This window comes from Stenotrophomonas sp. STEN240, from assembly GCF_056756175.1.
Genome location: NZ_JBRRBO010000003.1, coordinates 118884 through 137038 on the forward strand (window position 1 = coordinate 118884; position 18155 = coordinate 137038).

Below are 18155 nucleotides of genomic sequence, written 5' to 3' on the forward strand. Positions count from 1 at the left end.
GGCTTAAGCCGAAGCAAAGCAAAGCGGAGCAAAAACAAACGCCACCTTTCGGTGGCGTTTGTTTTGCATCACTTCAAAACGAAAACAACTTCAAACCAAGCATCACTTCTTGCTCAGCTGCTCCCACAGGAAGCTGTAAGCCAGTGCCGACATATGCGCAGCCTGCGCATTGTTTGCCGCGCCACCGTGGCCGCCTTCGATGTTCTCGTAGTAGGTCACGTCCTTGCCTGCGTCGATCATCTTGGCCGCCATCTTGCGGGCGTGACCCGGGTGCACGCGGTCATCGCGGGTGGAGGTGGTGAACAGCACCGGCGGGTAGTTCTTGGCCGGGTCGAACAGGTGGTAAGGCGAGAAGGTCTTGATGAATTCCCAATCGGCCGTGTCCGGGTTGCCGTACTCGGCCATCCACGAGGCACCAGCCAACAGATGGCTGTAGCGCTTCATGTCCAGCAGCGGTACCTGCACCACCACTGCGCCAAACAGCTCCGGGTACTGGGTGAGCATGTTGCCGGTCAGCAGACCGCCGTTGCTGCCGCCCTGCACGCCCAGGTGCTTGGCCGAGGTGATGTTGCGGCTGACCAGATCCTGCGCCACCGCTGCCATATCCTCATACGCCTTGTGACGGTTCTGCTTCAGCGCCGCCTGGTGCCAGCGCGGGCCGTACTCGCCACCGCCACGGATGTTGGCAACGACATACACGCCGCCCTTGTCCAACCAGGCGCGACCCATGCCGCCGGAATAACCCGGGGTCAGCGAGATTTCAAAGCCACCGTAGCCGTACAGCAGGGTCGGGTTGGAGCCGTCCAGCTTCATCGCCTTGTCGTGCACCACGAAGTAGGGCACGCGGGTGCCGTCCTTGCTGGTGGCGAAGTGCTGCTCGATCACCTTGTCGCTGGCGTCGAAGAACGCCGGCATGGTCTTGAGCACTTCCGGCTGCTTGCCGATTTCGGCCAGTGCCAACGTGGTCGGGGTCAGGTAGTCGGTGACGGTCATCCACACCGCGTCGCTTTCATCCGCGTCCACCGCGCCAACACCAATCGTGCCGAAAGCCGGTGCACCGGTGAAATCGCTGGAAACCCAACCATCCTTGCCATGGGTCAGTACTTTCAGGCGATTCTTGACGTCGTCCAGCACGTTCAACACCACGTGCGACTTGGTCCAGGTGGTGCCGGCCAGCGAAGTGGTCTCGGTGGGGGCGAACAGCACGTCGAACTCGCGCTTGCCGGCCATGAAGTCATCAAACTTCGTTGCCAGCAGCGAGCCGGCAGCGTAGGTCTTGCCACCTACAGTCCACGGCTCACGCAGTTCCAGGGTCAGCCATTCGCGGCGCACGCCCTTTTCGGCCGAGTTCGGCGCGTCGACCTTGGTCAACTTGCCATCGGCGCCGATAAGGAACAGTTCGTTGTTGTAGAACGCAATCGTGCGGCTGACGAAGTTGCGCTCGAAGCCCGGCGTGTCGTCATGCATCGCCGCGATGTACATGTCTTCCGGCTTGCCCTCATACACCGGGGTAGCGGCGGTGATCGGGGTGCCGCGCTGCCAGCGCTTGACCACGCGCGGGTAACCGGAGGTGGTCATCGAGCCCGGCCCGAAGTCGGTGTAGACGAAGACGTTGTCCTGGTCGATCCAGCCCAGGCCGCCCTTGGCCTCGGCGCGGAAGAAACCGTCCTTGATCCAATCCTTCCTGGAAATGTCGAACTCGCGGGTGACATCGGCGTCAGCGCCGCCGCGCGACAGCGCGATCAGGCAGCGGTTGTATTCCGGGCGCAGGCAGTTGGCGCCATGCCATACCCAGTTCTCACCCTCGGCCTTGTTCAGCGCGTCCAGGTCCAGCACGGTTTCCCACAGCGGCTCGGCCTTGCGGTATTCCACCAGGGTGGTACGGCGCCACACGCCGCGCTCGTGCTGCTTGTCCTTCCAGAAGTTGTAGTAATAGTCGCCAATCTTCTCCACACCCGGGATCTTGGCGTCCGAATCCAGTACCTCGCGGATGCCGGATTCCATCGCCTTGAACTGTGGGGTCACAGCCAGGCGGCCTTCGGACTTGGCGTTCTGCTCCTTCACCCAGCCCAGCTGTTTGTCGCCGGTGACGTCTTCCAGCCAGGCGTACTTGTCCTGGGAATCGTCAGCGGCCATGGCGGCCCCGGCCAGGCCGGAAGAAAGCAGACCTGCCACAAGGCAGGCGGAGGTGAGTCGAGACATGTTGGCTCCATGCGGTCATAAGCCGCGAACGCTAGCACAGGCCCTGCCCCGCCCCCACGTGTCGAAGGTCAGGCCGCCTGTGGCAGACGGCGCCGGGCCGGCGGGCGGCCACGGGTAGCCTGCGGGCCGCGCTTACGCGGCTTGGCGTGGCGGTTCCGCCAAGCTGCGGGTAGGCGAAAGCGGTACAGCGCCCACCACGCGGACAGCGGCATCCCCAGCAGCCACAGCGGCAACCAGCCGATCCACTGGCTGTGGCCGCGGGCCGCCGGCCACACCAGCACCAGCGCCAGACCGGCCAGCGCCGCCTGCCTGACGCAGCGCAGCACGCGCGGATCAGGCGCTTCTGGCGCGTTACGACGGGATGACGATGCAAGCGGCTTGGTCATGACGTTCTCCGGCAACATGGCTGTGTTGGAGTGCATCCTCGGCGGCCGCCATCTCACAGACTGCGACCTGCCATTGACGCGCCCATCGCTGCCCGTCGAACATGCTGCCCTGACCTTCACTGGTGCCCTGCCCGCAATGCGACCCATTCCCGTTTTCCTGTCTGTCATGTTGTTGAGCCTTGCCCTGCCGCTGATCCCGGCCCACGCGCAGGAGGCTGCCCCGACGGCAACGACGGTGGAGGAAGGAATCGCCGAGGGCCCGATTGACCTGCAGCGCTTCATGGGCCGCTGGTATGTGATTGGCCGCGTGCCCAACTTCGTCGAGCGCGGCCATGTGGCCAGCGTCAACACCTATACCTTGCGCGACGACAACAAGGTCGCCATCCACTACCAGTTCCGCGAAGGCTTCGCCGAGCCGGAAGAGGAAATAGATATCCGCGCCAAGGTTGACGAAGACAGCGGCAACCGCCGCTGGCGCACCTGGTTCTACCGCGTGGTGCCCACCCACACCCGCATCCTGGAAGTGGCGCCGGATTATTCCTGGGCATTGATTGGCTACCCAGGCCGCGAAATGGCGTGGATCTTCGCCCGCGAGCCGGACATGGACAACGCCACCTACCGCCAGCTGGCCACCCGTCTGCGCGACAAGTACGACGTCAACACCGACAAGCTCAAGCGCGTGCCGCAGCATCCACAGCAGGTGGACAAGCTGGGCTTTGAAGTGCCGAACAAGAAGTAAAAGGCTGCTCATGTAGTGCCGAGCCATGCTCGGCAAGGGGCTTTCCCCGCTGCCAATTCGGATGTGGGACCTGTGGGAGCGGCGTAAGCCACGAAGCTGGCATTCCGGCAGCCCAGCGAAGAGCCAACCCCTCCCCAACCCTCCCCTACGCCTTCGGCGCAAGGGAGGGGGCAAAACCGTAGTGCCGAGCCATGCTCGGCAGGCTTTACCGATAACGCCCCAGCCGAGCATGGCTCGGCTCTACAGGTGCAGCTTCAGGGCCGGCGTGATCACGCTGTTGTAGGAGCGGCGTAAGCCGCGAAACTGGGGGAAAACGACGGCTACACAGCCAAACCCAGAGCCCCCCATCCGCCCTGCGGGCACCTTCCCCCGCAAGCGGGAGAAGGGACGAGGTTTGCTGTAATCCCAAAGTTTCGCTGCAGTCTCGCCGGACAGGTAACGCCCGAGCCGAGCATGGCTTGGCTCTACTTGGATTGTGTGTGATGCCCCAGCCGAGCATGGCTCGGCTCTACCTGGATTATGCATAACGCTTCTGCCGAGCATGGCTCGGCTCTACAGGTGCGGGGTCAACCGCCGGGCTTGGCGGTTTCTATCACCACGCCCATCTGCTTGCCGGCTTCGGCCAGCCTGACCTTCTTGCCGTCGCTGCGGGCAATCAGATAGTCGGCCGCTACCCAGCCACTCTTGCCATCGGCGCGCACGTTGCACCATTGCAGATCGGCCAGGCAGCGCTGCACTTCCACCGTGGTACCTACCGGCAGCACCGCCAAGCGCTCGGCGCGCTGGTCCGGTGCGCTGCGTAGGTTCAAGCCATTGCTGACCTGGGCGGCGGGCTCATTGATGCGCGGTTGGAACCACAGAACCGCGCCGATGATGGCCGCGCAGGCTGCGACGCGGGTGATTAGCCGGGGCATGTCGTATAGATCGGGGAATACGTGCCCCCAAGCTTGATCCTCATCGCCCCGGCTGACCAGCCCTGGCCGTGGCCGGTGTTCAGGCAGTCATGCCGTTATGCCGCAACAAGGCATCAATCTGCGGTTCACGGCCACGGAAGGCGCGGAAGTTCTCAGCGGCGCTGCGACTGCCACCGCGCGACAACACTTCGTCGCGGAAACGGGCACCGGTTTCAGTCAATTCAGCCGGCGCCTCCTCGAAGGCGGCATAGGCGTCGGCACTGAGCACCTCGGCCCACTTGTAGCTGTAATACCCGGCCGCATAACCGCCCGCGAAGATATGGCTGAACTGGTTGGCAAAGCGGTTCCAGGCCGGCGGGATGTTCACCGCCACCTCGTTACGCACGCGCTCCAACAGCTGCAGCACGGTTTCCTGTTCAGGCTGGTACTGGCTGTGCAGCAACATGTCGAACAGGCCGAACTCCAGCTGGCGCACGGTGAACATGCCGCTCTGGAAGTTCTTGGCCGCCAGCATCTTGTCGAAAAGTTCGCGCGGCAGCGGCGCGCCGGTATCGACATGCGCGGTCATCGCCCGCACCTGTTCCCACTCCCAGCAGAAGTTCTCCATGAACTGGCTGGGCAGCTCCACCGCATCCCATTCCACACCATTGATGCCGGCAACTGCCAGCTCGCCGATGCGGGTCAGCAACTGATGCAGGCCGTGGCCCATTTCGTGGAAGACGGTGGTGACTTCGTCGTGGCTGAAGGTTGCCGGCTTGCCGTCATTGCCGCGGCCAAAATTGCAGACCAGGTAGACCAGCGGCGTCTGCACGCCAGCTGCAGTGACGCGACGGTTGCGGCAGTCATCCATCCACGCACCGCCACGCTTGCCTTCGCGCGCGTACAGGTCCATGTAGAACTGGCCGACCAGCGCACCATCGGCGCCCACCAGGCGATAGAAGCGCACGTCTTCGTGCCAGACCGGCGCGCTGTCCTGCTCGACCTTGAGGCCGTACAGACGCTCGATCACGCCGAACAGGCCGGCCAGCACCTTCGGTTCGGTGAAGTACTGCTTCACTTCCTGCTCGGAATAGCTATAACGCGCCTGCTTGAGTTTCTCGGCCACGTAGGCAAGGCCCCAGGCCTGCAGTTCGTCCATGCCCAGCTGTTCGCGGGCGAAGGCCTCCAACTCGGCGCGGTCGCGCTGCGCATAGGGCTTGGCACGTGCAGCCAAGTCACGCAGGAAGCTCAACACCTGCGTTGCATCGCTGGCCATCTTGGTGGCGATGGAATACTCGGCGTAATTGTCGAAACCCAGCAGTACCGCCAGTTCGGCGCGCACGGCGAGAATGCGATCGATATTGCCGGTGTTGTCCAACGCGGCGTCGCCGAACTCCGATGCGCGCATGGCATGGGCGCGATACAGCTGCTCGCGTAGCGCGCGGTTGTCGGCGTAAGTCTGCACAGGCAGGTAGCACGGCATCTGCAGGGTCAGCTTGTAACCGTCGCGGCCATCCTTCTGCGCGGCCGCGCGGGCGCTGGCAATCACATCATCGGGCAGGCCCAGCAGGTCGTCGGCCACATCCACGTACAAGGCAAACGCGTCACCGGCATCAAGCACGTTCTGCGAGAACTTTGCCTGCAACCCGGACAGTTCTTCCTGCAATTCAGCGAAACGCGCCTTGCCTGCGTCGTCGAGCTCCGCACCGCCCAGGCGGAAATCGCGCAATGCGTTTTCCAGCGCCTTGCGCTGTGCTTCGCCGTAGTTGGTGGCTTCCGGCGCGGCGGCCAGTAGTTTGTACTGCGCGTACAGCGCCGGGTTCTGAGCGACCGAACTGCCGAAGCGGCTGATCTTCGGCAGATTGGCGTTGTACGCCTCGCGCAGCTCCGGCGTATTGACCACTGCCTGTAGATGCGAGACCTGGCCCCAGGCGCGATACAGCCGCTCGGTGGCATCGTCCAGCGGCACCACGAACGCCTCCCAGCTCACCGGCGCCACGGTCTCGGCGGTTTTCACTGCGGCTTCGGCCTCGGCCAGCAGGGTGTCGATGGCCGGGGTGACGTGTTCGGCACGGATCGCGTCAAACCGCGGCAGGCCAGAGAAATCGAGCAGGGGATTGGGGGTGTTCACGGCATTCCTTCAAACAGTTCCGGCTGCGCCGGTATCAGACCTGATATGGCGACGCTTCCAACCAGGCACAAGGCAGCTCCGGCATGCCCTGCCCGGCCACGGCGGTAGCCACCACCGCATCGGCGCTGGCTACCTCGATGCCCTGCTGGGTGTACCAGTCCGGGTTGTAATAGCTGTGCGCGTAGCGTTCGCCGGCATCGCACAGAATGCTGACGATGGAGCCGTCACGGCCGGCCTGGCGCATCTGCTGCGCCGCATACAGCACGCCGATGAAATTGGTGCCGGTGGAACCACCGACGCGGCGCCCCAAAGTGGCGCTGACATGACGCATCGCGGCCAGGCTCAGCGCATCACTCACCTTGACCATCGCATCCACGCAGGTGGGGATGAAACTGCGCTCAACGCGCGGGCGGCCGATGCCTTCCACGCGCGAACCGCCTTCGCAGGTCATCGTGCGCCAGTCGCGGCCTTCCAGCGCGGCGCAGTAGCCGTCGTAGAAGATGGACACTTCCGGATCGGCGCAGAGGATGCGGGTGTCGTGCCGGCGATAGCTGACGTAACGGCCCAGGGTAGCGGCGGTGCCGCCGGTACCGGGGCTGCAGACGATCCATTCCGGCACCGGATGCGGCTCCTCGGCCATCTGCTTGAAGATGGACTCGGCGATGTTGTTGTTGGCGCGCCAGTCGGTGGCGCGCTCTGCGTAGGTGAACTGATCCATGAAGTGGCCGCCGGTTTCGCGTGCCAGTCGCTCGGATTCGCAGTTCAGGTCACAGGCACGCTGCACCAGATGGCAGCGGCCACCGTGGAATTCGATGGCGGCGATCTTTTCCGGCGAAGTGCTGGCCGGGATCACCGCGATGAACGGCAGGCCCAGCAGGCGCGCGAAGTAGGCCTCGGACACGGCGGTGGAACCGCTGGAGGCCTCGATCACCGGGCGGCCCTCCAGCAGCCAGCCATTGGCCAGCGCGTACAGGAACAGCGAACGCGCCAGACGGTGCTTGAGGCTGCCGGTCGGGTGGCTGGATTCATCCTTCAGATAGACATCGATACCCGGGAAACCGGGCAGATCGACGGGAATCAGATGGGTATCGGCCGAACGGTTGTAGTCGGCTTCAATCTTGTGGATGGCCGCCGCCACCCAAGCACGCTGGGACATGGATCGCCACTTCATTGGTGAAAGCTGGAGTGGATTCTACTTGCTTGGGTTGCCTGGGGATTGGCAATAGCTACTGCCAGAGCCTTACCCCTCCCCAGCCCTCCCCTGCGCCTGCGGCGCAAGGGAGGGGGTAGAAGCGCCGGCGTCGTCAATTGATCGGGGAGGACGCACCTCCTCCCTTCCTGCGCAGCCGCAAGGGGGTTGCGGCCCTCGTTGAGTTGGCCGATGCCGGCTTCTACCTCCTCCCTTGCGCCGCAGGCGCAGGGGAGGATTGAGGAGGGGTGCTTTGGCTTTGAGAGACGTAACAGAGCCGGTTCCACCCAGCCTGTATGCGCACCCGCTCTCCCCAACCATTCAGCCCAGCCCCTACTCAGGAATGTTATGGTTCAGCCTCGCTTCCAACCGCAAAGCCCGTGCCGCGTATCCTGCTGCCCCTGCTGCTGTGCCTGACCCTGATCGCTGGTGCGGTCGGTTCGGTGTGGTCTGCAACGGCGATGGCCATGCCGATGCAGGCGATGTCGATGGCAATGGAAGCCGGCGACAGCGCACACGACTGCTGCCACGAGCAGGAAGCCAACCTGCAGTGCGAGGCCGGCGACGCCGACAAGGCAGCCTCGCCCTGTGCCAGCGGTGACAGCTGCGACTGCAAACAGCATTGCAACATGCTGCCCAGCGTCGCGATGACGCGGCTTGCACCAATGCGCCATGCATTGGCGCCGATGCCGGCACTGCCCTCCCGCGACGACGTGGCCCCAGGCCAGCTCAACCGCCCTCCCATCGCCTGAACCCGGCGCCTGTGCGCCCTGCAGATACCTGTGCCGTGGCCTTCGCCCTGGCGCATCCCTGATCTGTTCAGGACATGCAGCACCGCATCGTGATGCGGCTGCATGACCGGGAGTTCCACATGTCATCTGATTTTCTTTCCGACCCGCGCTCGGCGCTGTCGCGACGTCGTTTCGTGCAGGGCCTGGCCATTGGCGGCGTAGTTACCGGTGCCGGCCTGGCCCGCATTCCACAGGCTTTCGCCGCCGGTAGTGCCATGGCAGTGCCGCCGGTTGAGCTGCGCGGTACCGAACTGAGCCTTGCGATTGGCCGCTCGGCAGTCAATTTCACCGGCCGCACCCGCCCTGCCATCACCGTAAATGGTTCCTTGCCGGCGCCGATTCTGCGCCTGCGTGAGGGCGATACGGTCAACCTGCGCGTGGCCAATACGCTCACCGACGAAATGACCTCCATCCACTGGCACGGCATCCTGCTGCCGGCCAACATGGACGGTGTGCCGGGCTTGAGCTTCAACGGCATCGCGCCGGGCGAGGCCTACCAATATCGGTTCCAGCTCAAGCAGTCGGGCACCTACTGGTACCACAGCCATTCGATGTTCCAGGAACAGGCCGGCCTGTATGGCGCGCTGATCGTCGATCCGCTGGCACCGCCGCCGTACCACTTCGACCGCGAGCACGTGGTCATGCTTTCTGACTGGACCGACATGGATCCGACTGCGCTGTTCCGGCGCATGAAGAAGATGCCGATGCATGACAACACCTACCAGCGCACGGTCGGTGACTTCATGCGCGACGCGCGCAAGGACGGCCTGCGCGAGACGCTCAGCGACCGTGGCATGTGGGGCCGGATGCGGATGACGCCGTCCGACCTGTCCGACATCAATGCCCACACCTATACCTATCTGATGAACGGCACTGCGCCGGCCGGCAACTGGACCGGCCTGTTCCGCAGCGGTGAGAAGGTGCTGCTGCGCTTCATCAACGGCTCGGCGATGACGTACTTCGACGTGCGCATCCCCGGCCTGAAGATGACTGTGGTGGCCGCCGACGGCCAGTACATCCATCCGGTCAGCATCGACGAGTTCCGCATCGCCCCGGCCGAAACCTTCGACGTGATCGTCGAACCCACCGGCCAGGATGCCTTCACCCTGTTCGCCCAGGACATGGGCCGCACCGGCTATGCCTGCGGCACGCTCGCGACGCGACAAGGCCTGCAGGCACCGATTCCGCAGATCGATCCGCGCCCGCTGCTGACCATGAGCGACATGGGCCACGACATGGGCAGCCATGGCGACCATGCCGGCATGGAAGGCGGTTGCGGTGCCAACATGGGCGCCAAGGGTATGGAAGGCGGCTGTGGCGCCGCGATGGGCCACGATGCACATGCCGGCCATGGCGCGGCGGCGGGTGACAAGTCGCCCAAGCACAAGCCCAGCGAAGCCGGCAATCCGCTGATCGACATGCAGACCTCGGCCACCGAGCCCAAGCTCGACGATCCCGGCATCGGCCTGCGTGACAACGGCCGCAAAGTGCTGACGTACGGCGCGATGCGTTCGCTGTTCGAGGATCCGGACGGGCGCGAACCGGGCCGCGAGATCGAACTGCATCTCACCGGTCACATGGAAAAATTCGCCTGGAACTTCGACGGCATTCCGTTTGCCGGTGCTGAACCCATCAAGTTGAACTACGGCGAGCGCATGCGCATCGTGCTGGTCAACGACACCATGATGCAGCACCCGATCCATCTGCACGGCGTATGGAGTGACCTGGAAAACGCCGACGGCGAATTCCAGCTGCGCAAGCACACCATCGACATGCCACCAGGCACCCGCCGCAGTTACCGCGTGCGCGCGGATGCGCTGGGCCGCTGGGCCTTCCACTGCCATCTGCTGTACCACATGGAAGCGGGCATGATGCGCGAAGTGAGGATCGACGCATGAAGACTTTCTCTCACTCGTTGCTGTTCATTGCTTTGGCCGCCAGTGGCAGCGCCTTCGCGCAGGACCCGCATGCGGACCACAGTGTGGAAGCAAAGCCGGCGGTGGATCCGCATGCCGGGCACAACATGCCCCAGACCAAGCCGGCTGATCCACATGCCGCGCATCGCAGCCATGGCGAAAAGGCCAAGTCGGCTGATCCACATGCAGGCCATGCCATGCCCAAGGCGGAAGATCATTCCAATCACGGCGCGGCAGTAGACCCGCACGCGGGGCACGCAATGCCGGCCGATCCGCATGCAGGCCATGCCATGCCCAAGGCGGAAGATCATTCCAGCCACGGCACGGCGGTAGACCCGCACGCGGGGCATGCAATGCCGGCCGATCCGCATGCCGGCCACAACATGCAGGGCAGCAGCGCCAGCGACGCACCACGCGAGCCAATCCCGACGCCTACCAGGCAGGACTTCGACGATGCCTTCCCGGTACTGAAGCCGCATGCCATGGAGCACGCACCGTCATTCAACAGCCTGGTGGTGTTCGACCACTTGGAAGCCTGGGACAACGCGCACGGCAGCGGTCAGGCCTGGGGCATTGATTCCTGGTTCGGCAATGACATCAACCGCCTGTGGATCCGCAGCGAAGGTGAGCGCAGTGAGAACGCGCTTGGCGACTGGTCGGTGGACGCGCTTTACGGGCATTCGATCTCGCCGTGGTGGGACGTGGTAGCCGGTGTGCGGCAGGACAACAACCGTGAATCGCCGGACCTGACCCGCGCTGCGTTCGGCCTGCAGGGCATGTCGCCGTACAAGTTCGAAGTCTCGGCGATGGCTTACATCGGCGGACCGCGCAAGGCCGAGCTGGCCTTCGAGGTCGAGTACGACGTGCTGTTGACCAACCGACTGATTCTGCAGCCGGTGGTGGAAGCCAGCATCGTTGCCGATGACGACCCGCGTCGTGGTGTGGGCAAGGGCTTGAGCAGCGTGGAAGCCGGCCTGCGCCTGCGCTACGAGATCACCCGCAAGTTCGCACCGTATGTGGGCTTCGTGCACGAGCGCGCGTTCGGCGATACCGCCGACCTGCACCGTGATGCCGGCGAAGGCGTGAGTGAATCGCGCTGGGTTGCTGGCGTGCGCTTCTGGTTCTGATCTGCCGTGATGGCGCCGCGTGTCGGCGCCATCCCTATTCTTCCTACAAGGAATGCATTCAATGAAATCCAGTTTCCAAACTGCGCTGATCGGCGCGATTGTCCTTGCTTCCATTTCCATCGCGCATGCGCAACATGCCGGGCATGAGCATCACGCGCCGGCTGCCAAGCCTGTTGCGAAGGCACCACAGGCTGATGCAGCGGCCGTTTTCACGCGCTTTGATGCCAACAAGGATGGCTTCATCAGCCGTGAGGAGCTGCCCAGCCGTCACCCGCTGCTGCCGCACTTCGGCATGAGCGACGGCAACCGCGACGGCAAGCTGGATGCCAAGGAATTCGAGCGCGGCTTGTCGATGCTGTGACGCCCTTTGCCGCACCCGCAAGTGGTCGGTGCGGTGAACTTCCCAAGGAATCAAGATCATGAAAATTCGTTCAAAGCCGATGTTATCGCTGTTGGTGCTGGCTACCGGTACCTTGCTGATCAGCGCCTGCAATGCAAGTCCGTCGGCTTCTGCGTCCGCAGCAGCTACGCCTACAGTTGCGGCGCCTGCAAAGACTGTTGAAGCGGCACCGGCCAGCAAAGCCTTGCCGCTGGTGGTTGTGCACAAGGACCCGAACTGCGGCTGCTGTGGCGGCTGGGCCGAGCATATGCAGGCAGCGGGTTTCCCGGTGCAGCTCAATGACACCAGCGACATGATGGCGGTCAAGCAGCGATTGGGAATCGGTGACGGCATGATGTCCTGCCACACCTCCGAGATCGACGGCTATGTTGTGGAAGGCCATGTACCGGTGGAAGACATAAAGAAGCTGTTGGCCGAGCGCCCGCAGGCGCGCGGCCTGGTGCTGCCAGGCATGCCGGTCGGTACGCCGGGGATGGAGTCGCCGGATGGTTACCGCCAGGCGTTCACGGTTGCTTTGTTGGGCAACGATGGTTCGTTGAGCGAGTTTTCAAAGCACGAGTGACCTGCGCTTGAAGCCCCTCTCCCGTTTACGGGGTGAGAAAGGCTGCTTGCGAACCAAAGGTTCGCAGCCATTCGAACGCCCTTGCGCTAGCGCAAGGGCCGGGGCGCGGAGCGGGGGTTGGGGTGAGGGGAAGCTTCCAGCTAAGCCAAGTCAAAAAGCTCCCCTCATCCGCCCTCCGGGCACCTTCTCCCGCAAGCGGGAGAAGGGAATACCCAAAGCGTAAGCCGAAGCCGAAGCCGAAGCCGAAGCCGAAGCCAAAGCCAAAGCCGAAGCCGAAGCCAAAGCCGAAACCAAAGCCAAAGCCAAAGCCGAAGCCGAAGCCAAAGCCAAAGCCAAAGCCAAAGCCGAAGCTAGAGCGAAAGCCGGAGCAACAGCAACAGCCAAAGCAACAGCAGCTACAACAGCTGCAGACCTCCGACATCTGCAGCCGCAACAGCCAGACCCGCAACTACTCAGATCTTGAAGTCATCAAACGCAACCCGCTCATCTGCAACACCCAGCTTGCGTAGCAGCTGCCTGGTGGCCGCCAACATCGCCGGAGGGCCACACAGGTAGAACTCGCAACCCGCCAGATCCGGATGTTGTTTCAACAGATTTTCATGCATCGCCTCATGCACACGGCGCGCATCACTGCCCTGCCCAGACCACACCGGATGCCAACTGAAGTTGGCATGCTCATGCGCCAGCTCCTGCATCTGCTCGACATAAGGGCAATCGCGCCCGCAACGGGCACCGTACCAATAGTGGATACGCTCGCCACCACCTTCATCCAGCCGCTGCTGGATCAGCGCACGTAGCGGCGCCATGCCTGCACCAGCCCCGATGAAGATCTTCTCCCGTTCGCTACCGCTGAGTGCAAAGTCGCCGAAGGGGCCGCTGTAGCGGACACGGTCACCCTCGCGCAGCGTATAGGCGTAGCTTGAACCCTTGCCCGGCGGATGCTTTCGATTCTCCTGCCAGCCCGGGCTGAAGCGCACCAGCAACACCAAGCCGCCGTCTGCGTTCGATACCGGCGTTGCCAGCGAATAGGAACGGCGTACCGCTGCCTTGTTCTGCAAGGCCGCAGGCAAGGACAGCGCCTTCCAGTCCTCGTCATGCTCGGCCGGGTGCCACACCGCACTGCGCGGCAATTCGTACTCGGGCACGTGCAGCTGCAGATAGCAGCCCGGCTGGAACCGGGTATCCGCCGCCTGCTCCGGCCGCAGGTGAATCTCACGCAGGAAGGGTGTCACCGCGACGACTTTCTCGACACTGGCCCAGTGCTCGGTCCACAGGCTGGCACCGCCGGCCACTTCTATCTCGATATCGTCATCCACCTGCAGGTTGCAGGCCAAACGGCATCCGACCTTGCGTTTGGCTTCAGGTACGTGCGCGCGGTCGGCCGCCGTTGCCTTGCCCGCTCCGGTACGCACACGCACCTCGCACAGGCCGCAGCTCTGGCCACCGCCGCAGTTGGAAGGTAGATGGATTCCTTCGCGGGCGAGTGCCACATAAACACTGTCGCCGCTGGCAACATCGACCGTGCGCAGATGCGCCCCGCCCGGCGCGTACACCATCAACTGCCGGCGCGAGCGCCAGCGACGCGGGATGAACTCCTGCAGGTGGAAGCTGGCAATCAACAACCACACGCCAGTCAGCGCCAGCCACAGGCCGCCAATGCCCATGCCCACTACCAGCGGGTTGTTGAAGTCGACCCTGCTGCTGTAATCCATGATGTGCAGCATCCAGAAGATATCGAACAGCCGCCACGTCGCGGTGCGGTGCTCCATCACCTGGCCGCTGTGTGCGGACACGTAGATGCTGGTGTCCTGCACATCACTGAAGTCCACGCGCCATACCGGATCGGGATTCGCGCGGGTTTCCAGGGTCTTCTGCAGATACTGCGGCGCTGCTGCAACACCATCACCGGCATACGCGGCCTGTGCGACTTTCGCCGCCACCGCCGCATCAATGGCGATGCGCTTGCCATCACGGGCATCGATGACCTCGGTGCCTTCCGGCGATTGCAGGCGGTACACCGGCTGTTGCAACAACCAGCCACTGTCCAGTGTCGCCACCTCGCCCTTGGCTGCAGCCAGCGCCACACTCGGGGACACTGTCGCGGCTGGCCACGCAGGATTGGCAACAACTGCAGCCTGCTGGGCGCTGCCTTCAATCTTTTCCGGGTCGAGCAGGCTCATCATCAAGCCACTGCCCAACCACAGCAGGAATTGCAGGCCGACAATCAGGCCCACCCACTTGTGCAGGGTCCGCATCCAGGGCGTCATGCGTTCCTCCGCTTGCCGAAGCTGTAGAACAACAACCAGATGCCGCTGAGTGCGAATACCAAGCCAACAATCGAGGCAACACGCAACAAGGTGTTGTTTACGTCCGTGCGGTTTTCATAATCCATGATGTGCAGCATCCACACGAAGTCGAACCCACGCCACAAATCGTGCCGACGCGCCAGCAGTTCGCCGCTGTCCGGTGACAGGTACAGCGTGGTATCGCCGCGACCGCTGAAATGCACAGCCCACATCGGCACCGGGCGGGTCTTCACTTCCGAAGGCGCACGGGTAATCCATTCCACCCGTTCCACTTCGCCCTCGCCTTGATACAGCGACTGAGCCAGCGCTATCGCCTGCTCACGATCCATCGGTGCCATGCGCTCGCCATTGGCAGCATCCACCAGGAATTTCTGTCTGCCCTGGCGGATTTCATAGACCTCGTGATCCAGCACATGCTTGAGCCGGAACGACTCCATCTGCGGGTAGCGCGCAGCCAGCACGTCGGCGCCTGCACGGGCACTCTGCGCCGGCAACGGCGTGCCATGCACATGGGCAAGGTGGTCGCCATGGATCACGTCCAGCGGTACCACGGTCATGTAGACGCCGCTGAGCATCCATAGCAGCGCCTGCACACCGATCACCAGGCCGATCCATTTGTGGGCACGGCGTGCCCAGAATGCGGGTTTCATCAACATCGTCCTCGTTCAATGACGCGCCCCGCCACTTGGCGACGGGGCGCATCCAGTCACCAGCGGTAGCCGATGCGTGCGTACCAGCGGCGACCCAGCAGGTCGTAGGTCATGGTATCGGTGTTGGCATCGGTATAACTCTGGATGAACGGCGGCTTCTTGTCGAAGACATTGTCCAGGCCCAGCGATATATCCAGCGCCTTGCTCACCGCGTACTTGAGCTGCAGGTTGTGATAGAACACCGACGGTGCGTGATCGCCGATGTCCCCACGTGCCGCGTTGATGTCTTCGGCGCGTCCGATGTACTGCGTACTCCAGGTACCCGACCACTGATCGCGCGATGCGCTCATCGACACCAGGCCGCGCCACTTGGCGTAACTGCCACGGCCGCCGGTGATCTTGCCCGCGTACTCGATCAGGTCCGCGCCGTCATACGGCCGCACGTCGTAACGCTGCAGGTAGGACACATCGGCGCTGACGCTGGCATCAAAGCCTGCCGCCTTGAATTCGTATAAGGCGCCGAAGTCATAGCCGGTGACATGTTCGTTGGCGGCATTGACCGGCTGCGAGGACAGGAAATCCACTTCGCCGGTGCGCGGGTTGCGGGTGAAGTTGCTGGCGTCGCAGAACGGATGCGCCAAGCCCGGCGTGTTGTAGCAGATGGCCAGCTTGGTGGAGCCGTCGATGCGCTGGATCGCGTGCTTGATGCGGATGTTGTAGTAGTCCAGCGTCAAGGTCAGGCCGGACAGGAACTCCGGCGTCCACACCACGCCGGCAGTGAACGAGGTGGCGTCTTCCGGCTTCAGGTCGGCATTGCCACCGGAGGTGGTGAGGATGGTATTGCCCGGCTGCACATAGCCGGCCGGCACGCCATAGGCCTGGCAGTTGTCACGCACCGTGGAGCCCGCCGGCAACGCCGACCAGTTGCTACAAGGGTCGGTAGTGGTCAGGTTGCCTTCGGCAACGCCACCAAACAGCTCCGGGATGTTCGGGATGCGGAACGCGGTGGCATAGGTGCTGCGTACTTTGAGCGATGGACTGACCTGCCAGTCCAGGCCGGCCTTGTAGTTGTAATCGCGGCCGAAAAGATCATAGTCCGAGGCACGACCTGCGAGGTTCAGGTAAAGCGAATCGGCGATGACGTTGTCCTGCAGCAGCGGGATGGCCAGTTCGGCGAAGACTTCCTTGGCGGTGTATTCACCGGCAATCGGGTCCTGCTGGTTGGTATTGCCGATGCCAAGCACGGTCAGTGGATCGGGATTGCGCCAGCCGCGTTCCTTGCGCACTTCCACGCCGGCGGCGAAGCCCACCCAACCGGCTGGCAGTTCGAAGATCTGCCCGCTCAGGTTGGCGGTGAAGCTCTTCTGCTCGTTGCCGCCGGTATCGCGCGAGGTGTAGAGGATGTAATCGAGCACTTCGCGGCTCAGGTCGCCATAGCCCAGATAATCGCCGCAGGGAATGGCCGCGCCCGGCACCGGGCTGCAGAGGCGGCGGTCCAGGGTCTGCTCGACACGATCAAGATTGGCAACATTGTCGGAGCCATCAACGCCGGTATTGCGGCCCCAGTTCAGGGCCGCCGACCAATCCCAGCCTGTACCGAAATGTCCCTTCACGCCCACCAGGCCACGGAAGGTATTCACCTCCTGCGAGAAATGGCGCGGGCCGGCTTCTTCCAAGCGTCGGCGCTGCAGCAGCAGGTCCTGCCCGGTTGGATTGGTCGGGTGATCGGCAGCGATGTTGATCGGCCGGTACACGCCCAATCCGCCGGGCGCAGCGAGCTGATCGGATTGGCGGTTGGTATACATCAGCTCGGTGAACACGCTGGTGTTCTCGCTGAGCTGGCTGTCGCCAAACACGCTCATGCTGATCCGCTTGATCGGATTGACCGCGTTGAGCGTGGGGTTGCCGTTGTAGTTGTGCTTGGCGGCCAAATACGGCTCGTAGAAATCGCCATTGCCACCCAGCACCTGGTTGAAATTGACCCGTCTGCCATCGGCCAGCAGCGCACGCCCACCCACCGTGGTGGAGCTGCCCGAGCACACCAGCTTGCCATCCACTTCGGCCAGGCCGCAGGGTGCACGCGAGCCCATGTTGACCGTGCCGCCTTCGGCATAGTTGATGCCAGCCATCAGCGAGCCACGCTCACTGGTGACACCCCAGGCCAGATCCGCGGCGGTTTCATCGCCATCGCCGCGTGTGGTCTGGCCGTATCGCACGGCAGCCTCGGCACCGTCAAAACCCTGCTTGGTGATGATGTTGACCACACCGGCCACCGCATCGGCGCCGTAGATGGCCGAAGCGCCGTCCTTGAGCACTTCCACGCGCTCGATCAGCGACACCGGAATCATGTTCAGATCGACCGAACTGTTGGCGCCGGTGCCGCCGTTGACGATGCGGCGGCCGTTGAGCAGCACCAGGGTGCGGTTGATGCCTAGCCCTCGCAGGTTGACCTGGGTGGTGCCGTAGCCGTTCTCGGCCCAGTAGGCATTGCTCTGGCTGCCGGCAAAACCAGCCGAGGCCGGCAGCCGCTGCAACAAGGTGTCAACCGAAGTAGCACCGGAGCGTTCAATGGCCTGTGCATCGATCACGCTGACCGGGCCTACGCCCGACAACTGCGCGCGTTTGATGTGACTGCCGGTTACCTGCACTGCGTCCAGCGTGCGCGCGGCTTCATTCGGGGGCTGCGCATCCTGCGCGTTGGCGGTGTGGACGGCGGCGGCACACAGCAGTGCACCAATGGCCGCAGCCAAGGCTTGGGGCTTCAAATACATGTTCTCTCTCGCTGGGGTTTTATCTCGTGGCGATAGCCGCAGTCGCGGGCGCGAGCACGGTTCACTGCAACGTCGTGGTGACGCGAGAACAA

Annotated in this window: 14 protein-coding genes; 6 read left to right on the plus strand and 8 right to left on the minus strand. The window is 63.5% G+C overall.

What is annotated here, in order from left to right:
* Positions 1–102 precede the first annotated feature (102 nt).
* Positions 103–2202 (minus strand): prolyl oligopeptidase family serine peptidase, encoded by a 2100-nt coding sequence (locus tag ACVOKO_RS02450; RefSeq protein ID WP_346496925.1) that lies wholly within the window; start codon positions 2200–2202, stop codon positions 103–105.
* A 68-nt stretch (positions 2203–2270) separates the two neighbouring features.
* On the minus strand, positions 2271–2588 hold the full coding sequence (locus tag ACVOKO_RS02455; RefSeq protein ID WP_346496927.1) for a hypothetical protein: 318 nt from the start codon (positions 2586–2588) through the stop codon (positions 2271–2273).
* Between the two features lie 136 nt (positions 2589–2724).
* On the opposite strand from ACVOKO_RS02455, the gene ACVOKO_RS02460 reads away from it, so the two are divergent.
* Complete coding sequence (locus tag ACVOKO_RS02460; RefSeq protein WP_346497003.1) at positions 2725–3327, plus strand: lipocalin family protein; 603 nt, start codon at positions 2725–2727, stop codon at positions 3325–3327.
* Positions 3328–3893: 566 nt separating this feature from the next.
* Here the strand turns inward: ACVOKO_RS02460 and ACVOKO_RS02465 are convergent.
* The 3 genes from ACVOKO_RS02465 to ACVOKO_RS02475 form a co-directional block, all read right to left on the minus strand.
* Positions 3894–4241, minus strand: a complete 348-nt coding sequence (locus ACVOKO_RS02465) for an SH3 domain-containing protein (protein ID WP_057627557.1) — start codon at positions 4239–4241, stop codon at positions 3894–3896.
* Between the two features lie 79 nt (positions 4242–4320).
* Positions 4321–6351, minus strand: a complete 2031-nt coding sequence (locus tag ACVOKO_RS02470; RefSeq protein ID WP_346496929.1) for a M3 family metallopeptidase — start codon at positions 6349–6351, stop codon at positions 4321–4323.
* 34 nt (positions 6352–6385) lie between these two features.
* Positions 6386–7507: a PLP-dependent cysteine synthase family protein gene (locus ACVOKO_RS02475; RefSeq protein WP_346496931.1), complete on the minus strand. Its 1122-nt coding sequence runs from the start codon at positions 7505–7507 to the stop codon at positions 6386–6388.
* 413 nt (positions 7508–7920) lie between these two features.
* On the opposite strand from ACVOKO_RS02475, the gene ACVOKO_RS02480 reads away from it, so the two are divergent.
* The 5 genes from ACVOKO_RS02480 to ACVOKO_RS02500 all read left to right on the plus strand — a co-directional run bounded on the left by ACVOKO_RS02480 (position 7921) and on the right by ACVOKO_RS02500 (position 12336).
* Positions 7921–8292, plus strand: a complete 372-nt coding sequence (locus ACVOKO_RS02480) for a CopL family metal-binding regulatory protein (RefSeq protein ID WP_346496933.1) — start codon at positions 7921–7923, stop codon at positions 8290–8292.
* 119 nt (positions 8293–8411) lie between these two features.
* A complete protein-coding gene (locus tag ACVOKO_RS02485; RefSeq protein ID WP_346496935.1) occupies positions 8412–10229 on the plus strand; it encodes a copper resistance system multicopper oxidase in 1818 nt (605 codons plus the stop codon).
* Complete coding sequence (locus ACVOKO_RS02490) at positions 10226–11374, plus strand: copper resistance protein B (protein WP_346496937.1); 1149 nt, start codon at positions 10226–10228, stop codon at positions 11372–11374. Before ACVOKO_RS02485 ends, ACVOKO_RS02490 begins: the two co-directional genes overlap by 4 nt.
* A gap of 61 nt (positions 11375–11435) precedes the next feature.
* Positions 11436–11735, plus strand: a complete 300-nt coding sequence (locus tag ACVOKO_RS02495; protein ID WP_346496939.1) for an EF-hand domain-containing protein — start codon at positions 11436–11438, stop codon at positions 11733–11735.
* A gap of 58 nt (positions 11736–11793) precedes the next feature.
* Complete coding sequence (locus ACVOKO_RS02500) at positions 11794–12336, plus strand: DUF411 domain-containing protein (RefSeq protein ID WP_430980695.1); 543 nt, start codon at positions 11794–11796, stop codon at positions 12334–12336.
* 452 nt (positions 12337–12788) lie between these two features.
* Here ACVOKO_RS02500 and ACVOKO_RS02505 read toward each other — a convergent pair whose 3' ends face one another.
* The 3 genes from ACVOKO_RS02505 to ACVOKO_RS02515 are packed head-to-tail and all read right to left on the minus strand — an operon-like array spanning position 12789 to position 18063.
* On the minus strand, positions 12789–14603 hold the full coding sequence (locus ACVOKO_RS02505) for a 2Fe-2S iron-sulfur cluster-binding protein (RefSeq protein WP_346496941.1): 1815 nt from the start codon (positions 14601–14603) through the stop codon (positions 12789–12791).
* The gene (locus ACVOKO_RS02510) at positions 14600–15292 is read right to left on the minus strand and encodes a PepSY domain-containing protein (protein ID WP_346496943.1); all 693 of its coding nucleotides are present in this window, start codon (positions 15290–15292) and stop codon (positions 14600–14602) included. The genes ACVOKO_RS02505 and ACVOKO_RS02510 overlap by 4 nt, the downstream gene beginning before the upstream one ends.
* Before the next feature lie 56 nt (positions 15293–15348).
* Positions 15349–18063: a TonB-dependent receptor gene (locus ACVOKO_RS02515; RefSeq protein ID WP_346496945.1), complete on the minus strand. Its 2715-nt coding sequence runs from the start codon at positions 18061–18063 to the stop codon at positions 15349–15351.
* Positions 18064–18155: the final 92 nt, after the last annotated feature.